Source organism: Klebsiella sp. C360 (genome assembly GCF_048822415.1).
Taxonomy (GTDB): Bacteria; Pseudomonadota; Gammaproteobacteria; order Enterobacterales; family Enterobacteriaceae; genus Klebsiella; species Klebsiella quasipneumoniae.
Genome location: NZ_JBMEZZ010000016.1, coordinates 64,701 through 76,509, shown reverse-complemented (window position 1 = coordinate 76,509; position 11,809 = coordinate 64,701). Strand labels below are relative to the sequence as shown.

14 protein-coding genes are annotated in these 11,809 nt (G+C 60.0%); 7 read left to right on the top strand and 7 right to left on the bottom strand.

What is annotated here, in order from left to right; genetic code table 11:
• Positions 1–6 precede the first annotated feature (6 nt).
• Entirely contained in the window at positions 7–102 is a 96-nt protein-coding gene (gene ivbL / locus ACOI7D_RS25290; protein WP_002923286.1) for an ilvB operon leader peptide IvbL, read from the bottom strand.
• A gap of 12 nt (positions 103–114) precedes the next feature.
• Between ivbL and ACOI7D_RS25285 the strand changes: the two genes are divergently transcribed.
• From ACOI7D_RS25285 to emrD, 5 genes are all read left to right on the top strand, one after another.
• Complete coding sequence (locus ACOI7D_RS25285; RefSeq protein WP_014343455.1) at positions 115–282, top strand: hypothetical protein; 168 nt, start codon at positions 115–117, stop codon at positions 280–282.
• 450 nt (positions 283–732) lie between these two features.
• Positions 733–852 carry a type I toxin-antitoxin system toxin TisB gene (gene tisB / locus ACOI7D_RS25280; protein ID WP_004145059.1) on the top strand — a complete coding sequence of 40 codons (120 nt, stop codon included), beginning with the start codon at positions 733–735 and terminating at the stop codon, positions 850–852.
• Positions 853–942: 90 nt separating this feature from the next.
• Positions 943–1,389 (top strand): GNAT family N-acetyltransferase, encoded by a 447-nt coding sequence (locus tag ACOI7D_RS25275; protein WP_004202251.1) that lies wholly within the window; start codon positions 943–945, stop codon positions 1,387–1,389.
• 66 nt (positions 1,390–1,455) lie between these two features.
• The gene (locus tag ACOI7D_RS25270; RefSeq protein WP_109546793.1) at positions 1,456–2,289 is read left to right on the top strand and encodes a DMT family transporter; all 834 of its coding nucleotides are present in this window, start codon (positions 1,456–1,458) and stop codon (positions 2,287–2,289) included.
• Positions 2,290–2,464: 175 nt separating this feature from the next.
• Entirely contained in the window at positions 2,465–3,649 is a 1,185-nt protein-coding gene (gene emrD, locus ACOI7D_RS25265) for a multidrug efflux MFS transporter EmrD (RefSeq protein WP_023291441.1), read from the top strand.
• A gap of 80 nt (positions 3,650–3,729) precedes the next feature.
• Here emrD and dsdC read toward each other — a convergent pair whose 3' ends face one another.
• Positions 3,730–4,653: a DNA-binding transcriptional regulator DsdC gene (dsdC, locus tag ACOI7D_RS25260; protein WP_109546792.1), complete on the bottom strand. Its 924-nt coding sequence runs from the start codon at positions 4,651–4,653 to the stop codon at positions 3,730–3,732.
• A 226-nt stretch (positions 4,654–4,879) separates the two neighbouring features.
• Here dsdC and dsdX point away from each other — a divergent pair, with 226 nt between their 5' ends.
• Both dsdX and dsdA read left to right on the top strand, forming a co-directional pair.
• On the top strand, positions 4,880–6,217 hold the full coding sequence (dsdX, locus tag ACOI7D_RS25255) for a D-serine transporter DsdX (protein WP_048335644.1): 1,338 nt from the start codon (positions 4,880–4,882) through the stop codon (positions 6,215–6,217).
• 17 nt (positions 6,218–6,234) lie between these two features.
• On the top strand, positions 6,235–7,563 hold the full coding sequence (dsdA, locus tag ACOI7D_RS25250) for a D-serine ammonia-lyase (protein ID WP_044525090.1): 1,329 nt from the start codon (positions 6,235–6,237) through the stop codon (positions 7,561–7,563).
• Between the two features lie 3 nt (positions 7,564–7,566).
• Here the strand turns inward: dsdA and ACOI7D_RS25245 are convergent, their stop codons facing one another.
• The 5 genes from ACOI7D_RS25245 to ACOI7D_RS25225 all read right to left on the bottom strand — a co-directional run bounded on the left by ACOI7D_RS25245 (position 7,567) and on the right by ACOI7D_RS25225 (position 11,805).
• Complete coding sequence (locus ACOI7D_RS25245; protein WP_023291445.1) at positions 7,567–8,067, bottom strand: hypothetical protein; 501 nt, start codon at positions 8,065–8,067, stop codon at positions 7,567–7,569.
• Positions 8,064–8,426 (bottom strand): DUF202 domain-containing protein, encoded by a 363-nt coding sequence (locus ACOI7D_RS25240; protein ID WP_023291446.1) that lies wholly within the window; start codon positions 8,424–8,426, stop codon positions 8,064–8,066. Before ACOI7D_RS25240 ends, ACOI7D_RS25245 begins: the two co-directional genes overlap by 4 nt.
• Entirely contained in the window at positions 8,416–8,763 is a 348-nt protein-coding gene (locus ACOI7D_RS25235; RefSeq protein ID WP_004202264.1) for a YidH family protein, read from the bottom strand. The genes ACOI7D_RS25240 and ACOI7D_RS25235 overlap by 11 nt, the downstream gene beginning before the upstream one ends.
• A 100-nt stretch (positions 8,764–8,863) precedes the next feature.
• Positions 8,864–10,186, bottom strand: a complete 1,323-nt coding sequence (locus ACOI7D_RS25230; protein WP_017899668.1) for a 6-phospho-alpha-glucosidase — start codon at positions 10,184–10,186, stop codon at positions 8,864–8,866.
• Positions 10,183–11,805: an alpha-glucoside-specific PTS transporter subunit IIBC gene (locus ACOI7D_RS25225; protein ID WP_023291447.1), complete on the bottom strand. Its 1,623-nt coding sequence runs from the start codon at positions 11,803–11,805 to the stop codon at positions 10,183–10,185. The genes ACOI7D_RS25230 and ACOI7D_RS25225 overlap by 4 nt, the downstream gene beginning before the upstream one ends.
• Positions 11,806–11,809 lie beyond the last annotated feature (4 nt).

Below are 11,809 nucleotides of genomic sequence, written 5' to 3'. Positions count from 1 at the left end.
CGGACCCTACGGCGCATTGCCGACGACGACCACCACAGACACGACGACCACCGCGGCTGGCGCGGTTTTTAGTAGGGTCGAAGCGATCAGGGTTGCGTTCATTAGGGACCTGTTGTGTCGAAAAATAAGCTGAATTTATACAAACACAGGTTTTACGTTTTCACAATGGATTTATTTTCATCCACGAAAATTTGCGCGAAAGATCACAGTTCGGCGCAAAAGGGCAGAAAACAAAAAACCCCGCCGGAGCGAGGTTTTTATCAGCATGGTTACAGGTGGTAGCCGCAAGCACACTGTATTACGTCAACGCCAAAAGTATACGCGATCGCTGCAGTTCGCGCAATTTAAGGTCGGTTTTTCTCTGTCATAGAGTATGGGATAGCGCGGCGGATTTGTCCAAAAAATACTGTTCATCCATACAGCATTTATCTATACTGGGTGTGTTCACGGTGTGCCATTCGGGGGCCGCAAGTTTGACCGGCGCAACGAAGTCCTGGCTGAAACGGGTGGTGCCGTCAGTGCCTTAACCCCGAGAGAGCACACTGTGTTACGTCAACAACGTGCAGTCACTGGCCCGCGCGGCAACGCGTGGTTCAGCGCTGCGCACCCCTGTCGTTGCAGGCGGCGGGCCGGGAAGCCGTCCACGGAAGGAACCACCACAGGCCAGGGCGACGCCGCCGGCGACAGGCAGGGATAAGCTGGCAACGGGCAGCGGAAAGGTACGTCAGCTTATTGTGCTCCTTAACCACAGGAGACGCGCGTATGGGCGGAATGGATATTATTATTTTAATCCTGAAACTCATGGTTGCTGTGTTGCAACTACTTGATGCAGTCCTGAAACAGTTCCGCTGATTCAGGTTCAAGTCGCACCTGAGGGGGGCGGGAAACCGCCCCCCTGCAGGCGCCCGCCGGGCGTCCCGGGATGACTTGATGGAGGAAGCTATGCCACCCCTGTTAATTGCCGCCACGACGCCGGATGCCCCGGGGTTCGCGGCGCTGCGCACCGAAAGCCTTGAACAGCATTTCAATATGCTGCGCCGCCTGGCGGAAAACTGGCAGAGCGGCAAAAACCGCTTTACCGCGCCGGGCGAAACGCTGCTGGGCGCCTTCGTGAATCACCAGCTGGTTGGGGTATGCGGCATCAATAGCGATCCCTTCAGCCCCCAGCCGCGGGCCGGGCGTATTCGCCACCTCTACATCAGCGAGCGCTACCGCCGCCGGGGGATCGGCCAGCAGCTGCTGGTCTCGGTTATCACCCACTCCAGCGCCTGGTTCGATTTTCTCAACACCCACGCTCCGGCGCAGGCCTGGCCCTTTTATGAAAGACTTGGCTTTCGCCCGGTGTACGATGAACCGCGGGTGACGCATCGCCTGTTTTGTTCGCTGTAGCCCCGCTGGCTGGCAGCGCGGGCGCGTGTTACAGTCCGGTGACCTTCACTGTTGAACCTGTCTGCGATGACCCTCACCGTATTCTGCATTTTGCTGTTCGCCGCCCTGCTGCACGCCAGCTGGAACGCTATTGTCAAAGCCAGCGGCGATAAAATGTACGCGGCGATCGGCGTCAGCGGCTCGGCCGCGATGCTCGCCCTGGTGATGCTGCCTTTTGCCCCGCAGCCCACGCTGGCCAGCGCCCCCTATCTGCTGGCGTCGTGCGCGTTACAGGTGGTGTATACGGTGCTGGTGGCGAAGACCTATCAGGTGTCGGATATGAGCCAGACCTATCCGCTGATGCGGGGGACTGCCCCGTTGCTGGTGGCGGCGATAAGCGTGCTGTTTCTCGGCGATCGTTTGTCGCCGCTGGCCTGGCTGGGCATCGGCGTCATCTGCCTGGCCATTCTGGCGATGGCCTTTAACGGCCGCGCCAGCTCCCGCAAAGGCATCGTGCTGGCGCTGATCAACGCCTGCTTTATCGCCGGCTATACGCTGGTGGATGGCACCGGCGTCCGGCTGGCGGGCTCGGCGCTGGGCTACACCCTGTGGACCTTTTTTATGAACGGCTTCTGCCTGCTAAGTTGGGCAATGATAACCCGCCGTGCTGAAGCCAGCCGCTATCTGCGCCTGCACTGGCGAAAAGGTATCCTCGGCGGGATCGGCACCATGGGCTCCTACGGCCTGGCGCTGTGGGCGATGACCCAGGCGCCGCTGGCGGTGGTCGCCGCGCTGCGTGAAACCTCCATTTTGTTCGGCGCGCTGATCGCGTTTATCGTCCTGAAAGAGCAACTGATGCCGCTGCGCATCGTCGCCGCCTGCGGGATTGCCGCCGGGGCAATCCTCCTGCGCCTCGCGTAACCTGAAATGGCAACATTAGTTGCCGTTCCTGTTTACATAATCTGCCTGGAATTCCCTCAACAATCGGCACTTTGCAGTTGTTATGTCATTTTTATATGGTAGATTCCTCCATCGTTTACGGGGTGTGCCAGTCACATATTCTTCATTTTTATTTACTCACAAAGTATTCATCGACATGAAACGGCATAAAAACTTCAATTTGTTGTTGATGCTGGTACTGCTGGTGGCCGTCGGCCAGATGGCGCAGACCATCTATATTCCGGCCATCGCCGACATGGCGGTCGCGCTGAACGTCCGCGAAGGGGCGGTACAAAGCGTAATGGCGGCCTACCTGCTGACCTACGGTATTTCACAGCTGTTTTACGGCCCGCTCTCCGACCGCGTGGGTCGCCGCCCGGTGATCCTCGTCGGGATGTCGATTTTTATGCTGGCGACGCTGGTAGCTATTACCACCCATAGCCTGCCGGTGCTGATCGCCGCCAGCGCCATGCAGGGGATGGGCACCGGCGTCGGCGGCGTGATGGCGCGCACCCTGCCCCGCGATCTGTACGAAGGCGCCCAGCTGCGTCATGCCAATAGCCTGTTAAATATGGGCATTCTGGTCAGCCCGCTGATTGCCCCGCTGCTCGGCGGCATCCTCGACACCCTGTGGAACTGGCGCGCCTGTTACGCCTTCCTGCTGGTGCTGTGCGCGGGGGTGACCTTTAGCATGGCGAAATGGATGCCGGAAACGCGCCCGGAGGGTGCGCCGCGCACCAAACTTCTGGCCAGCTACAAAACGCTGTTCGGCACCGGCGCCTTTAACTGTTACCTGCTCATGCTGATCGGCGGCCTGGCGGGGATTGCGGTATTCGAAGCCTGTTCCGGCGTACTGATGGGCGCGGTGCTCGGCCTGAGCAGCATGGCGGTGAGTATTCTGTTTATTCTGCCGATCCCGGCCGCCTTCTTCGGCGCCTGGTTTGCCGGCCGGCCGAACAAGCGTTTCCCGACCCTGATGTGGCAATCGGTTATCTGCTGCCTGCTCGCGGGTCTGATGATGTGGATCCCGGGGCTGCTGGGCGTTATGACCGTCTGGACCCTGCTGGTGCCGGCGGCGCTGTTCTTCTTTGGCGCCGGCATGCTGTTCCCGCTGGCCACCAGCGGCGCGATGGAGCCATTCCCGTTCCTCGCCGGTACCGCCGGGGCGCTGGTTGGCGGCTTGCAGAATATCGGTTCCGGCGTGCTGGCATGGCTGTCAGCAATGATGCCGCAAACCGGTCAGGGCAGTCTCGGGCTGCTGATGATGCTGATGGGCCTGTTGATTCTGCTGTGCTGGCTGCCGCTGGCCTCGCGCTTTACCCATCATCAGCAGCCGGTATAAGCGCGGCGGCCGCTCCCCGGATAGCGGCTGACGCCTTACCCGGCCTGTCCAACATCACAGAGGGGTAGCCCGGCTCATTTTCAGGTCAGACTATGCAGCCACTCGATAAAGGTGTCGATTTTCGGCCACTGACGACCCGGCAGGGTGGTCACATAGTAGTGCTGGTGGCATTTCAGCGTCATATCGCCAAACGGGGCGATCAACTCCCCGCTCTCCAGCCGCTTCTGCACCAGCCGCTTACGCCCCATTGCCACCCCGAGGTGGTTCATCGCCGCGATCGTCGCTAAATCGGAACGATCGAAGCCAATGCCCGACGATGGCGGCAGGTCCACCGCAAACTGCTGCGCCCAGCTATACCACTCATCGGTGCCGGAATCGTTGCTCCATGCCTGGCGGTCGTGGAGCAAGGTACAGTGGCGCAGATTGCCCGGATTCGACATTAACTGCCGCTGGTGCGCGTAATTCGGCGTACATACCGGCACGATCGCCTCATCCATCAGAAAATGGTGGCTCAGCTGCGACGACGGCGCATCATCAAAATAGATCGCCAGATCGATGCCCGTCCGCTGCAGGTTAACGTTCTCGTTGCCGGTCAGCACGGTGAGGGAGATGGCCGGGTAACGACGGGTAAAGTCTCCCAGAGCCGGCACCAGCCAGCACTGGGCGATAGAGGGCCGCGAGTAGACCGTCAGACTGCCGGAGAGCTCCTGGTTTTTGATGTCGAGGATCTCCTGATTGAGGCCATCCAGCGACGACTTCAGCGCCCAGTAGACCCGCTTACCTTCACGCGTCAGCTCAACTTTGCGATGCGAGCGGACAAAGAGCAGGATCCCCAGCTCCGCTTCCAGCTGATTAATCCGGTGGCTGACGGCGCCAGGCGTGAGCGCCAGCTCGTCGGCGGCCAGGGCAAACGACTCGTGCCGCGCCGCTACTTCAAAGGTCGACAGCCTGGAAAGCTGCCAGCCGTTCAGCAGCCGGGTACCTATGTTTTTTAGCACATCCATCACGCGCTCCTGGCTAATACAGTGGCTGTTGATGATAAAAAAATCACGCCGATTTTGCCGCTAAAGGGTGAATTAATTTGACCCACAGCATGTTTAATGGTCTGTTTTTGAGCCAAATCACCGACTTGATTCAATTCTCCTCACCTTAAAGCCCATTTATATCGTTTGTCAGCCCATGAGGTTTCTCGCTTCAATAAGGCCAGATTATTCACAGGCGAGGTGGAATATGGGTTCGCAAGTCTGGGTTGTGAGCACGCTGCTGATCAGCATCGTGTTAATCGTCTTAACGATCGTCAAACTGAAGTTTCATCCTTTTCTGGCGCTGCTGCTGGCGAGCTTTTTCGTCGGCGCGATGATGGGAATGGGCCCGCTGGAGATGGTCAACGCCATTGAGAGCGGGATCGGCGGCACGCTGGGCTTCCTGGCGGCGGTGATCGGCCTCGGCACCATTCTCGGCAAGATGATGGAGGTCTCCGGCGCGGCGGAGCGCATCGGCCTGACGCTGCAGCGCTGCCGCTGGCTGTCGGCGGACGTGATTATGGTGCTGGTCGGCCTGATCTGCGGCATCACGCTGTTTGTCGAAGTCGGCGTGGTCCTGCTGATCCCGCTGGCCTTCTCCATCGCCAAAAAAACCAACACCTCGCTGCTGAAGCTGGCTATTCCGCTGTGTACCGCGCTGATGGCGGTGCACTGCGTGGTCCCTCCGCATCCGGCGGCCCTGTTTGTCGCTAACAAACTGGGCGCCGATATTGGCACAGTGATTGTCTATGGCCTGCTGGTCGGTCTGATCGCCTCGCTGGTTGGCGGCCCGCTGTTTCTCCGAGCGTTAGGCAACCGCCTGCCGTACAAACCGGTCCCGGCCGAATTTGCCAATCTTGAGGTCCGCGAGGCGTCGACGCTGCCGTCGCTCGGCGCCACGCTGTTTACCGTACTGCTGCCGATTGGCCTGATGCTGGTGAAAACCGTCGCCGAACTGAACATGGCGAAAGGCGGCACGCTGTATACGGTGCTGGAATTTATCGGCAACCCCATCACCGCGATGTTTATCGCCGTCTTTGTCGCGTATTACATGCTCGGCATTCGTCGGCAAATGGGGATGGGCGTCCTGCTAACCCATACTGAAAATGGCTTTGGGTCGATCGCCAACATCCTGCTGATTATCGGCGCAGGCGGCGCGTTCAACGCGATCTTAAAATCCAGCGGCCTGGCCGATAGCCTGGCGGTGATCCTGTCGAACCTCGATATGCACCCGATTCTGCTGGCCTGGCTGGTGGCGCTTATCCTGCACGCCGCCGTCGGCTCCGCCACCGTGGCGATGATGGGCGCCACCGCCATCGTCGCGCCGATGCTGCCGCTCTATCCCGGCGTCAGCCCGGAGATCATCGCTATTGCTATCGGTTCCGGCGCCATTGGCTGCACGATCGTCACCGATTCCCTCTTTTGGCTGGTCAAACAGTACTGCGGCGCAAGCCTCAGTGAAACGTTCAAGTACTACACGACGGCGACTTTTATCGCGTCGCTACTTGCACTGGCCGCCACCTTCCTGCTTTCTTTCATTATCTGAGCGCAAAGAGACGTATGATGAAACACGCTGAATTGACTACCTTGACCGCGACCTTCCCGCTTGTGCAGGATCTGATCGCCCTGAAAGAAACCACCTGGTTTAACCCCGCCACCACCCCTCTGGCGGAGGGATTACCTTACGTCGGCCTGACCGCCGACGACGTGCAGGACGCCCATGCCCGCCTTCAGCGCTTCGCGCCCTATCTGGCGGAAGCCTTCCCGGAAACGGCCGTCAGCGGCGGGATCATCGAATCGGAAGTGGTCGCCATTCCGGCAATGAAGCACCGCCTCGAGCAAAAATTCGGCCAGCCGATTGGCGGCGAACTGCTGCTGAAAAAAGACAGCCATCTGCCGATCTCCGGCTCGATCAAAGCGCGCGGCGGCATTTATGAAGTGCTGACCCATGCGGAAAAGCTGGCGCTCGAGGCCGGGCTGCTGACTACCGCAGATGATTATCGCAAATTGCTGACGCCGGAGTTTAAACAGTTCTTCCGCCAGTACAGCATCGCCGTCGGCTCAACCGGCAACCTCGGGATGTCGATCGGCATCATGAGCGCCCGCATCGGCTTTAAGGTTACCGTGCATATGTCCGCGGACGCCCGGGCGTGGAAAAAGGCCAAACTGCGCAGCCACGGCGTGACGGTGGTGGAGTATGAAGAGGACTACGGCGTGGCGGTCGAACAGGGACGCAAGGCGGCGGAATCCGACCCGAACTGCTTTTTCATCGACGATGAAAATTCGCGCACGCTGTTCCTCGGCTATGCCGTGGCCGGCGAGCGCCTGAAGGCGCAGTTCGCCAAAGCCGGACGGGTGGTCGATGCCGACCATCCGCTGTTCGTCTACCTGCCGTGCGGCGTCGGCGGCGGCCCCGGCGGCGTGGCGTTTGGCCTCAAGCTGGCCTTTGGCGACCACGTTCACTGCCTGTTCGCCGAACCGACCCACTCTCCCTGCATGCTGCTCGGCGTCTACACCGGGCTTCATGACCAGATAGCGGTGCAGGATTTAGGCATTGATAACCTGACCGCCGCCGACGGTCTGGCGGTCGGCCGGGCGTCCGGCTTCGTTGGCCGGGCAATGGAGCGCCTGCTCGACGGGTTCTATACCCTTGACGACCAGACGATGTATGACATGTTGGGCTGGCTGGCGACAGCGGAAAATATTCGCCTTGAGCCCTCCGCGCTGGCCGGGATGGCCGGGCCGCAGCGCGTCTGCGCCAGCAAAGCGTACCATCAGCTGCAAGGGCTGAGTGAGCAACAGCTGCAGCAGGCGACCCACCTGGTGTGGGCCACCGGCGGCGGAATGGTGCCGGAAGAGGAGATGGCGCAGTATCTGGCGAAGGGGCGCTAATCTTCAGCGCAGCAGCGGCATCAACGCCTCTGGCGGCCGCTGCTGTCGGCGCAGGTCCCGCATCACTCGCATATAGGGCCCGCTGAGATCGTAGAACTGCCGATAACCCGCGCACAGCGGGTCTTCCTGTTCGCCGCAGCGGCACAGGCGTAGCCACGGACAGCCGTAGCAGGCGCTGTTGGCCGCCGGCGCGCCCGCCTGCGTTATCAACTCGCCGCACCAGGCGCTCAGCGTCTCGCTGAACAGCAAAATATTGATACGGCCAATATCTTCCCGCACCCAGCGGTGAAAGACCGCGCAGAGAAACTCTCCCCACAGCGCGGCGTCGCCAGCCGCCAGCTGCGGAATAAAATGGATAGCCGTAAGCCCCTGTTGACGCAGCTGCGCATAGAACGCCTGCGGCTGGCGGCAATGCTCCGCCTCGACCACTACCGCCTGAAAGGGAGTGTCATGTTGCTGGCCGGGGGCATGAGTGAGAGGCAAATTCGCCGGACATCCTGTCATGACATATCCCTAATGAATGAAACTATCTGTTGAAGGTGAGTAACAGCAAACAGGAATGCCAGAGAAAGTACTGCGAGTGCGATCAAAAATTTGTCACGAACCGCCCGCGGCTGCAAAAAATCGCTGTCGTCGACGTCCATCAGATGACGACGGCGGGTATAGCCCCAAAGGATCCCCGCCACTATCGCCAGCACGCCGATCGACAGCCAGAACGGCAGTCCGGCGCGGTGCCAGCTGTGCTTAATCGCCAGCGCCATCAGCGCGCCATAGCCCAGCAGGGTGCGAAACCAGGCCAGGGAGGTGCGCTCTGGCTGTAGCCCCGGGTCGCTTTCCCGCCGCGCCCGGCGTTTATCCGCCATACAGCACCAGCAGCATCACCGCGACCACCACCGCCAGCAGCAGGATGCTAATCACCAGCAGCGTCCGGGTATAGGGGAGATCCTGCTTCAGGCGCATCGCCTTCTCGTTGTTCAGCCAGCGCAGATAGCCATAGATGGCCATGCCGCCGGCAAACAGGCATAGCAGCAGGGCGAGAATTTCACGGATCAGCGGCGTGGCAAAGTCTGGCGCCAGCTGGTCAAGACCGACGCCAGCGGCAAGAAAACCGAGCGCCGTGCGGATCCACGCCAGAAAGGTGCGTTCGTTAGCCAGCGAAAAGCGGTAATCAGGCGCTTCGCCGAGGCGGGAGATTTTCATGACGATTCCTTGTTCATCGCGCAGCAGGCTTCAGCATAGCGTAAATCAGGAACCGGGGAGAAGCATCGGCGCCCCGCAGGGCGCCGGTCAACGGCGGGGATTAATGCAGCTCCGGCCAGTAATCCTTATTGGCGGCAATCAGGTCGTCGAGGATCGCTTTCGCCACCGAGGCGCTCGGCACGGTTTTCGACAGGGTAATCGCCTGCCACAGCTTGTGGTAAGAGCGTTGTTCCCAGGCATCGACCACCAGTTTTTCCACCGCCACCTGCTGGCTCATCATCCCTTTCTGGAAGTGCGGGATGTCGCCGACCGTCAGCGGCTCCGGCCCGTTGTGGCCCACCAGGCAAGGAATTTCCACCATCGCGTCGGCGTCAAAGTTATGGATCGCGCCATTGTTCGGCACAATCAGCAGCATCCTTTCCTGCGTGTTAAAGGCGATGGCCGTCGCCAGATCGACGATATACGACGCGTGCTCGTCAATCTCCAGATCGCCTGCGGAGGATTTCCCGGCGGCAATAATCGCCCGGCAGGCGCTGAAGACGTTTTTCTCACGATGATCCATCACCTCATTGGCGCGGGTGCGTTCCGGGTTGGAGTGGGCCACCACGTAGTCCGGGAACAGGTAATATTTCAGGTAGGTATTCGGCATGGTCTGCGGATCCAGCGCCTGCACATCTTTCGCTTTGGCAAAGGTGTCGTTCCAGCTTGCCTCGGTGTGCGGGTCGTTAGAAGGCGGTACATAGCCGTATTTCGCCACATATTCGCGCAGTTTCGGCATCAAATCGTTGCCGTCGAGATCCTCAATCGAGGTCCACCAGCCGAAGTGGTTGAGGCCGTAGTAGCGCACGCGCATCTGTTTACGGTCTTTGAGGCCGACAATCTGCGCCATCCGCCCTTCAATGCCGATCGGCATATCGCAGATGTTGAGGATTTTGGCGTTCGGCCGCAGACGACGGGTAGCTTCCGCCACAATCGCCGCCGGGTTGGAGTAGTTAAGCATCCAGGCGTTCGGCGAATATTTTTCCATATAATCCACCAGCTCCAGCACGCCGCCGATAGAGCGCATACCGTAGGCGATCCCGCCCGGTCCGCAGGTCTCCTGGCCCAGCACGCCGTGGCGCAGCGGGATTTTCTCATCCTGTTCACGCATCGGATATTTTCCGACGCGGATATGCGCCATGACGAAATCAACATCGGTAAACGCCGCCTGCGGATCGGTGGTATAGCTGAATTCAATCTCCGGCGCCTGCTCTTTGAGGATCACTTTGCACGCCTCGGCGATGGTCTCCTGCCGCGCCCCGTCGTTGTCGTAAAATTTCAGCGACCGCAGCGGAAAACGATCCTGGTTTGCCAGCAGCATCAGGACAATGCCCGGGGTGAAGGTGCTGCCGCCGCCTGCGATAACAACTGAGAATTTTTTCATGATACTGCCTCCGTCATGGTGGTATGTTCGGTCGAAAGAGAATCTTTCATCAGGTTTTCCAGCTGGTCGCGCACCTGGGGAACGTGCAGGCCGACGATGACCTGTATCCCGTTGCCGCGGCGTACTACCCCGTGGGCGCCCAGCGCTTTAAAGACGTCGTCACTTTGCGTTTTCGCCATATCGACCAGCGCGATGCGCAGTCGGGTGGCGCAGTTATTGATACTTTCAATGTTGCTGGCGCCGCCGAGGGCCTGCAGGAAGCCAGCGGCCTGGCCCAGCCGGGTCTCTGGCGCGGCTGCCGCCGTGGTTTTACCCCGCGCCGCCTGATAATCAGCCTTGCTGTAGAGCTTGATTTCGCTCTCTTCCCGGCCCGGCGTCTTCAGGTTCAGACGCAGGATCAGGGTGCGGAAGACCACGAAGTAGAGGGCGGTGAAACAGAGACCAATACCTATCTGAATGAACATCATCGAGGCGTGGTGATGGAACATCGGGATCCAGTTTTGCGGCAAGAACTGGTCGAGCAGGCCGCCGCCGAAATTGCCCACCACCCCGCAGATGTACATCACCGTCGCCATGGACGCCGCCAGCACCGCGTGGACGGCGAACAGCAGCGGCGAGATGAACAGGAAGGTGAACTCCAGCGGCTCGGTGATCCCGACCAGCATCGCGGTCAACGTGGCGGGGATCAGCAGGCCGGCGACCTTGACGCGATTTTCCGGCGCGGCGGTGAAGTAGAGCGCCAGCGCAATGCCCACCGAACCAAACACTTTCGAGTTACCGTGCAGGGCAAAGCCGCCCTCCGGGAACAGCGTCTTCAGCGGTTCCGTACTCTGGCTGAACGCCTGCAGATGCTCTGCCCAGTAGACCTGCAGTCCGCCCTCCACTACCGCCGGGCCAAAGATGAACGGGCCATAGACGAAGTGATGCAGACCGGTGGGGATCAGAATGCGCTCAAGGAAGATGTAGACCCACACCCCGAGCGCGCCGGCAGAGCGCAGGAAGGCCTGTAGCGATTCAATACCCAGCTGGACTTTTGGCCAGCCGAGCAGCGTCAGCCAGGCGCAGGGGATCATCGCGAGGAAGGCGACAATGACCACAAACGATGAGCCCTGGAAGATGCCGAGGAATACCGGCAGGGGTTTATCGAAATAGCGATTATGCAGGGCCGTCACCAGGCCGGAGATGACGATCGCCCCGATAATGCTGGTGTCGAGGGTTTTAATCCCGGCAATCATCGTCAGGCCGCTGCCGGCCGTGGGTTCAACGGAAAAGTCGACGCCGAAGAAGTGGCCCCAGGTCATCCCCATGGCGTTAATAAAGTAGTTCCAGGTGAGAAAGCTCACCAGTACCGCCAGACAGGCCCGGCCCTGGGCCTGCTTCGCCAGGCCAATCGGCAGACCGACGGCGAAAATCAGCGGCATATTACGAAAGACGGTCCAGCCGCCCTCTTCGATGATGTGAACGATCTGTGCAAACAGGCTGTCGGGTGCGGTCAGCGCTTCGCCGACGAACATCGGGTTGCGCAACATAATGGCGATACCGACCACGATCCCGGCGAAAGGAAACAATAAAACCGGGGTAAACATGGCGCCGCCAAAGCGTTGTATTTGACTGAGCATTGGG

What these genes read in the sequence shown, in the direction of transcription:
- ACOI7D_RS25270 (WP_109546793.1), top strand. Translation starts at nt 1,456, where the DNA reads ATGACCCTCACCGTATTCTGCATTTTGCTGTTCGCCGCCCTGCTGCAC.
- dsdC (WP_109546792.1), bottom strand. Translation starts at nt 4,653, where the DNA reads ATGGATGTGCTAAAAAACATAGGTACCCGGCTGCTGAACGGCTGGCAG.
- ACOI7D_RS25235 (WP_004202264.1), bottom strand. Translation starts at nt 8,763, where the DNA reads ATGAAAATCTCCCGCCTCGGCGAAGCGCCTGATTACCGCTTTTCGCTG.
- ACOI7D_RS25230 (WP_017899668.1), bottom strand. Translation starts at nt 10,186, where the DNA reads ATGAAAAAATTCTCAGTTGTTATCGCAGGCGGCGGCAGCACCTTCACC.
- dsdA (WP_044525090.1), top strand. Translation starts at nt 6,235, where the DNA reads ATGAAACACGCTGAATTGACTACCTTGACCGCGACCTTCCCGCTTGTG.
- ACOI7D_RS25275 (WP_004202251.1), top strand. Translation starts at nt 943, where the DNA reads ATGCCACCCCTGTTAATTGCCGCCACGACGCCGGATGCCCCGGGGTTC.
- ACOI7D_RS25245 (WP_023291445.1), bottom strand. Translation starts at nt 8,067, where the DNA reads ATGACAGGATGTCCGGCGAATTTGCCTCTCACTCATGCCCCCGGCCAG.
- dsdX (WP_048335644.1), top strand. Translation starts at nt 4,880, where the DNA reads ATGGGTTCGCAAGTCTGGGTTGTGAGCACGCTGCTGATCAGCATCGTG.
- ivbL (WP_002923286.1), bottom strand. Translation starts at nt 102, where the DNA reads ATGAACGCAACCCTGATCGCTTCGACCCTACTAAAAACCGCGCCAGCC.
- ACOI7D_RS25225 (WP_023291447.1), bottom strand. Translation starts at nt 11,805, where the DNA reads ATGCTCAGTCAAATACAACGCTTTGGCGGCGCCATGTTTACCCCGGTT.
- ACOI7D_RS25240 (WP_023291446.1), bottom strand. Translation starts at nt 8,426, where the DNA reads ATGGCGGATAAACGCCGGGCGCGGCGGGAAAGCGACCCGGGGCTACAG.
- emrD (WP_023291441.1), top strand. Translation starts at nt 2,465, where the DNA reads ATGAAACGGCATAAAAACTTCAATTTGTTGTTGATGCTGGTACTGCTG.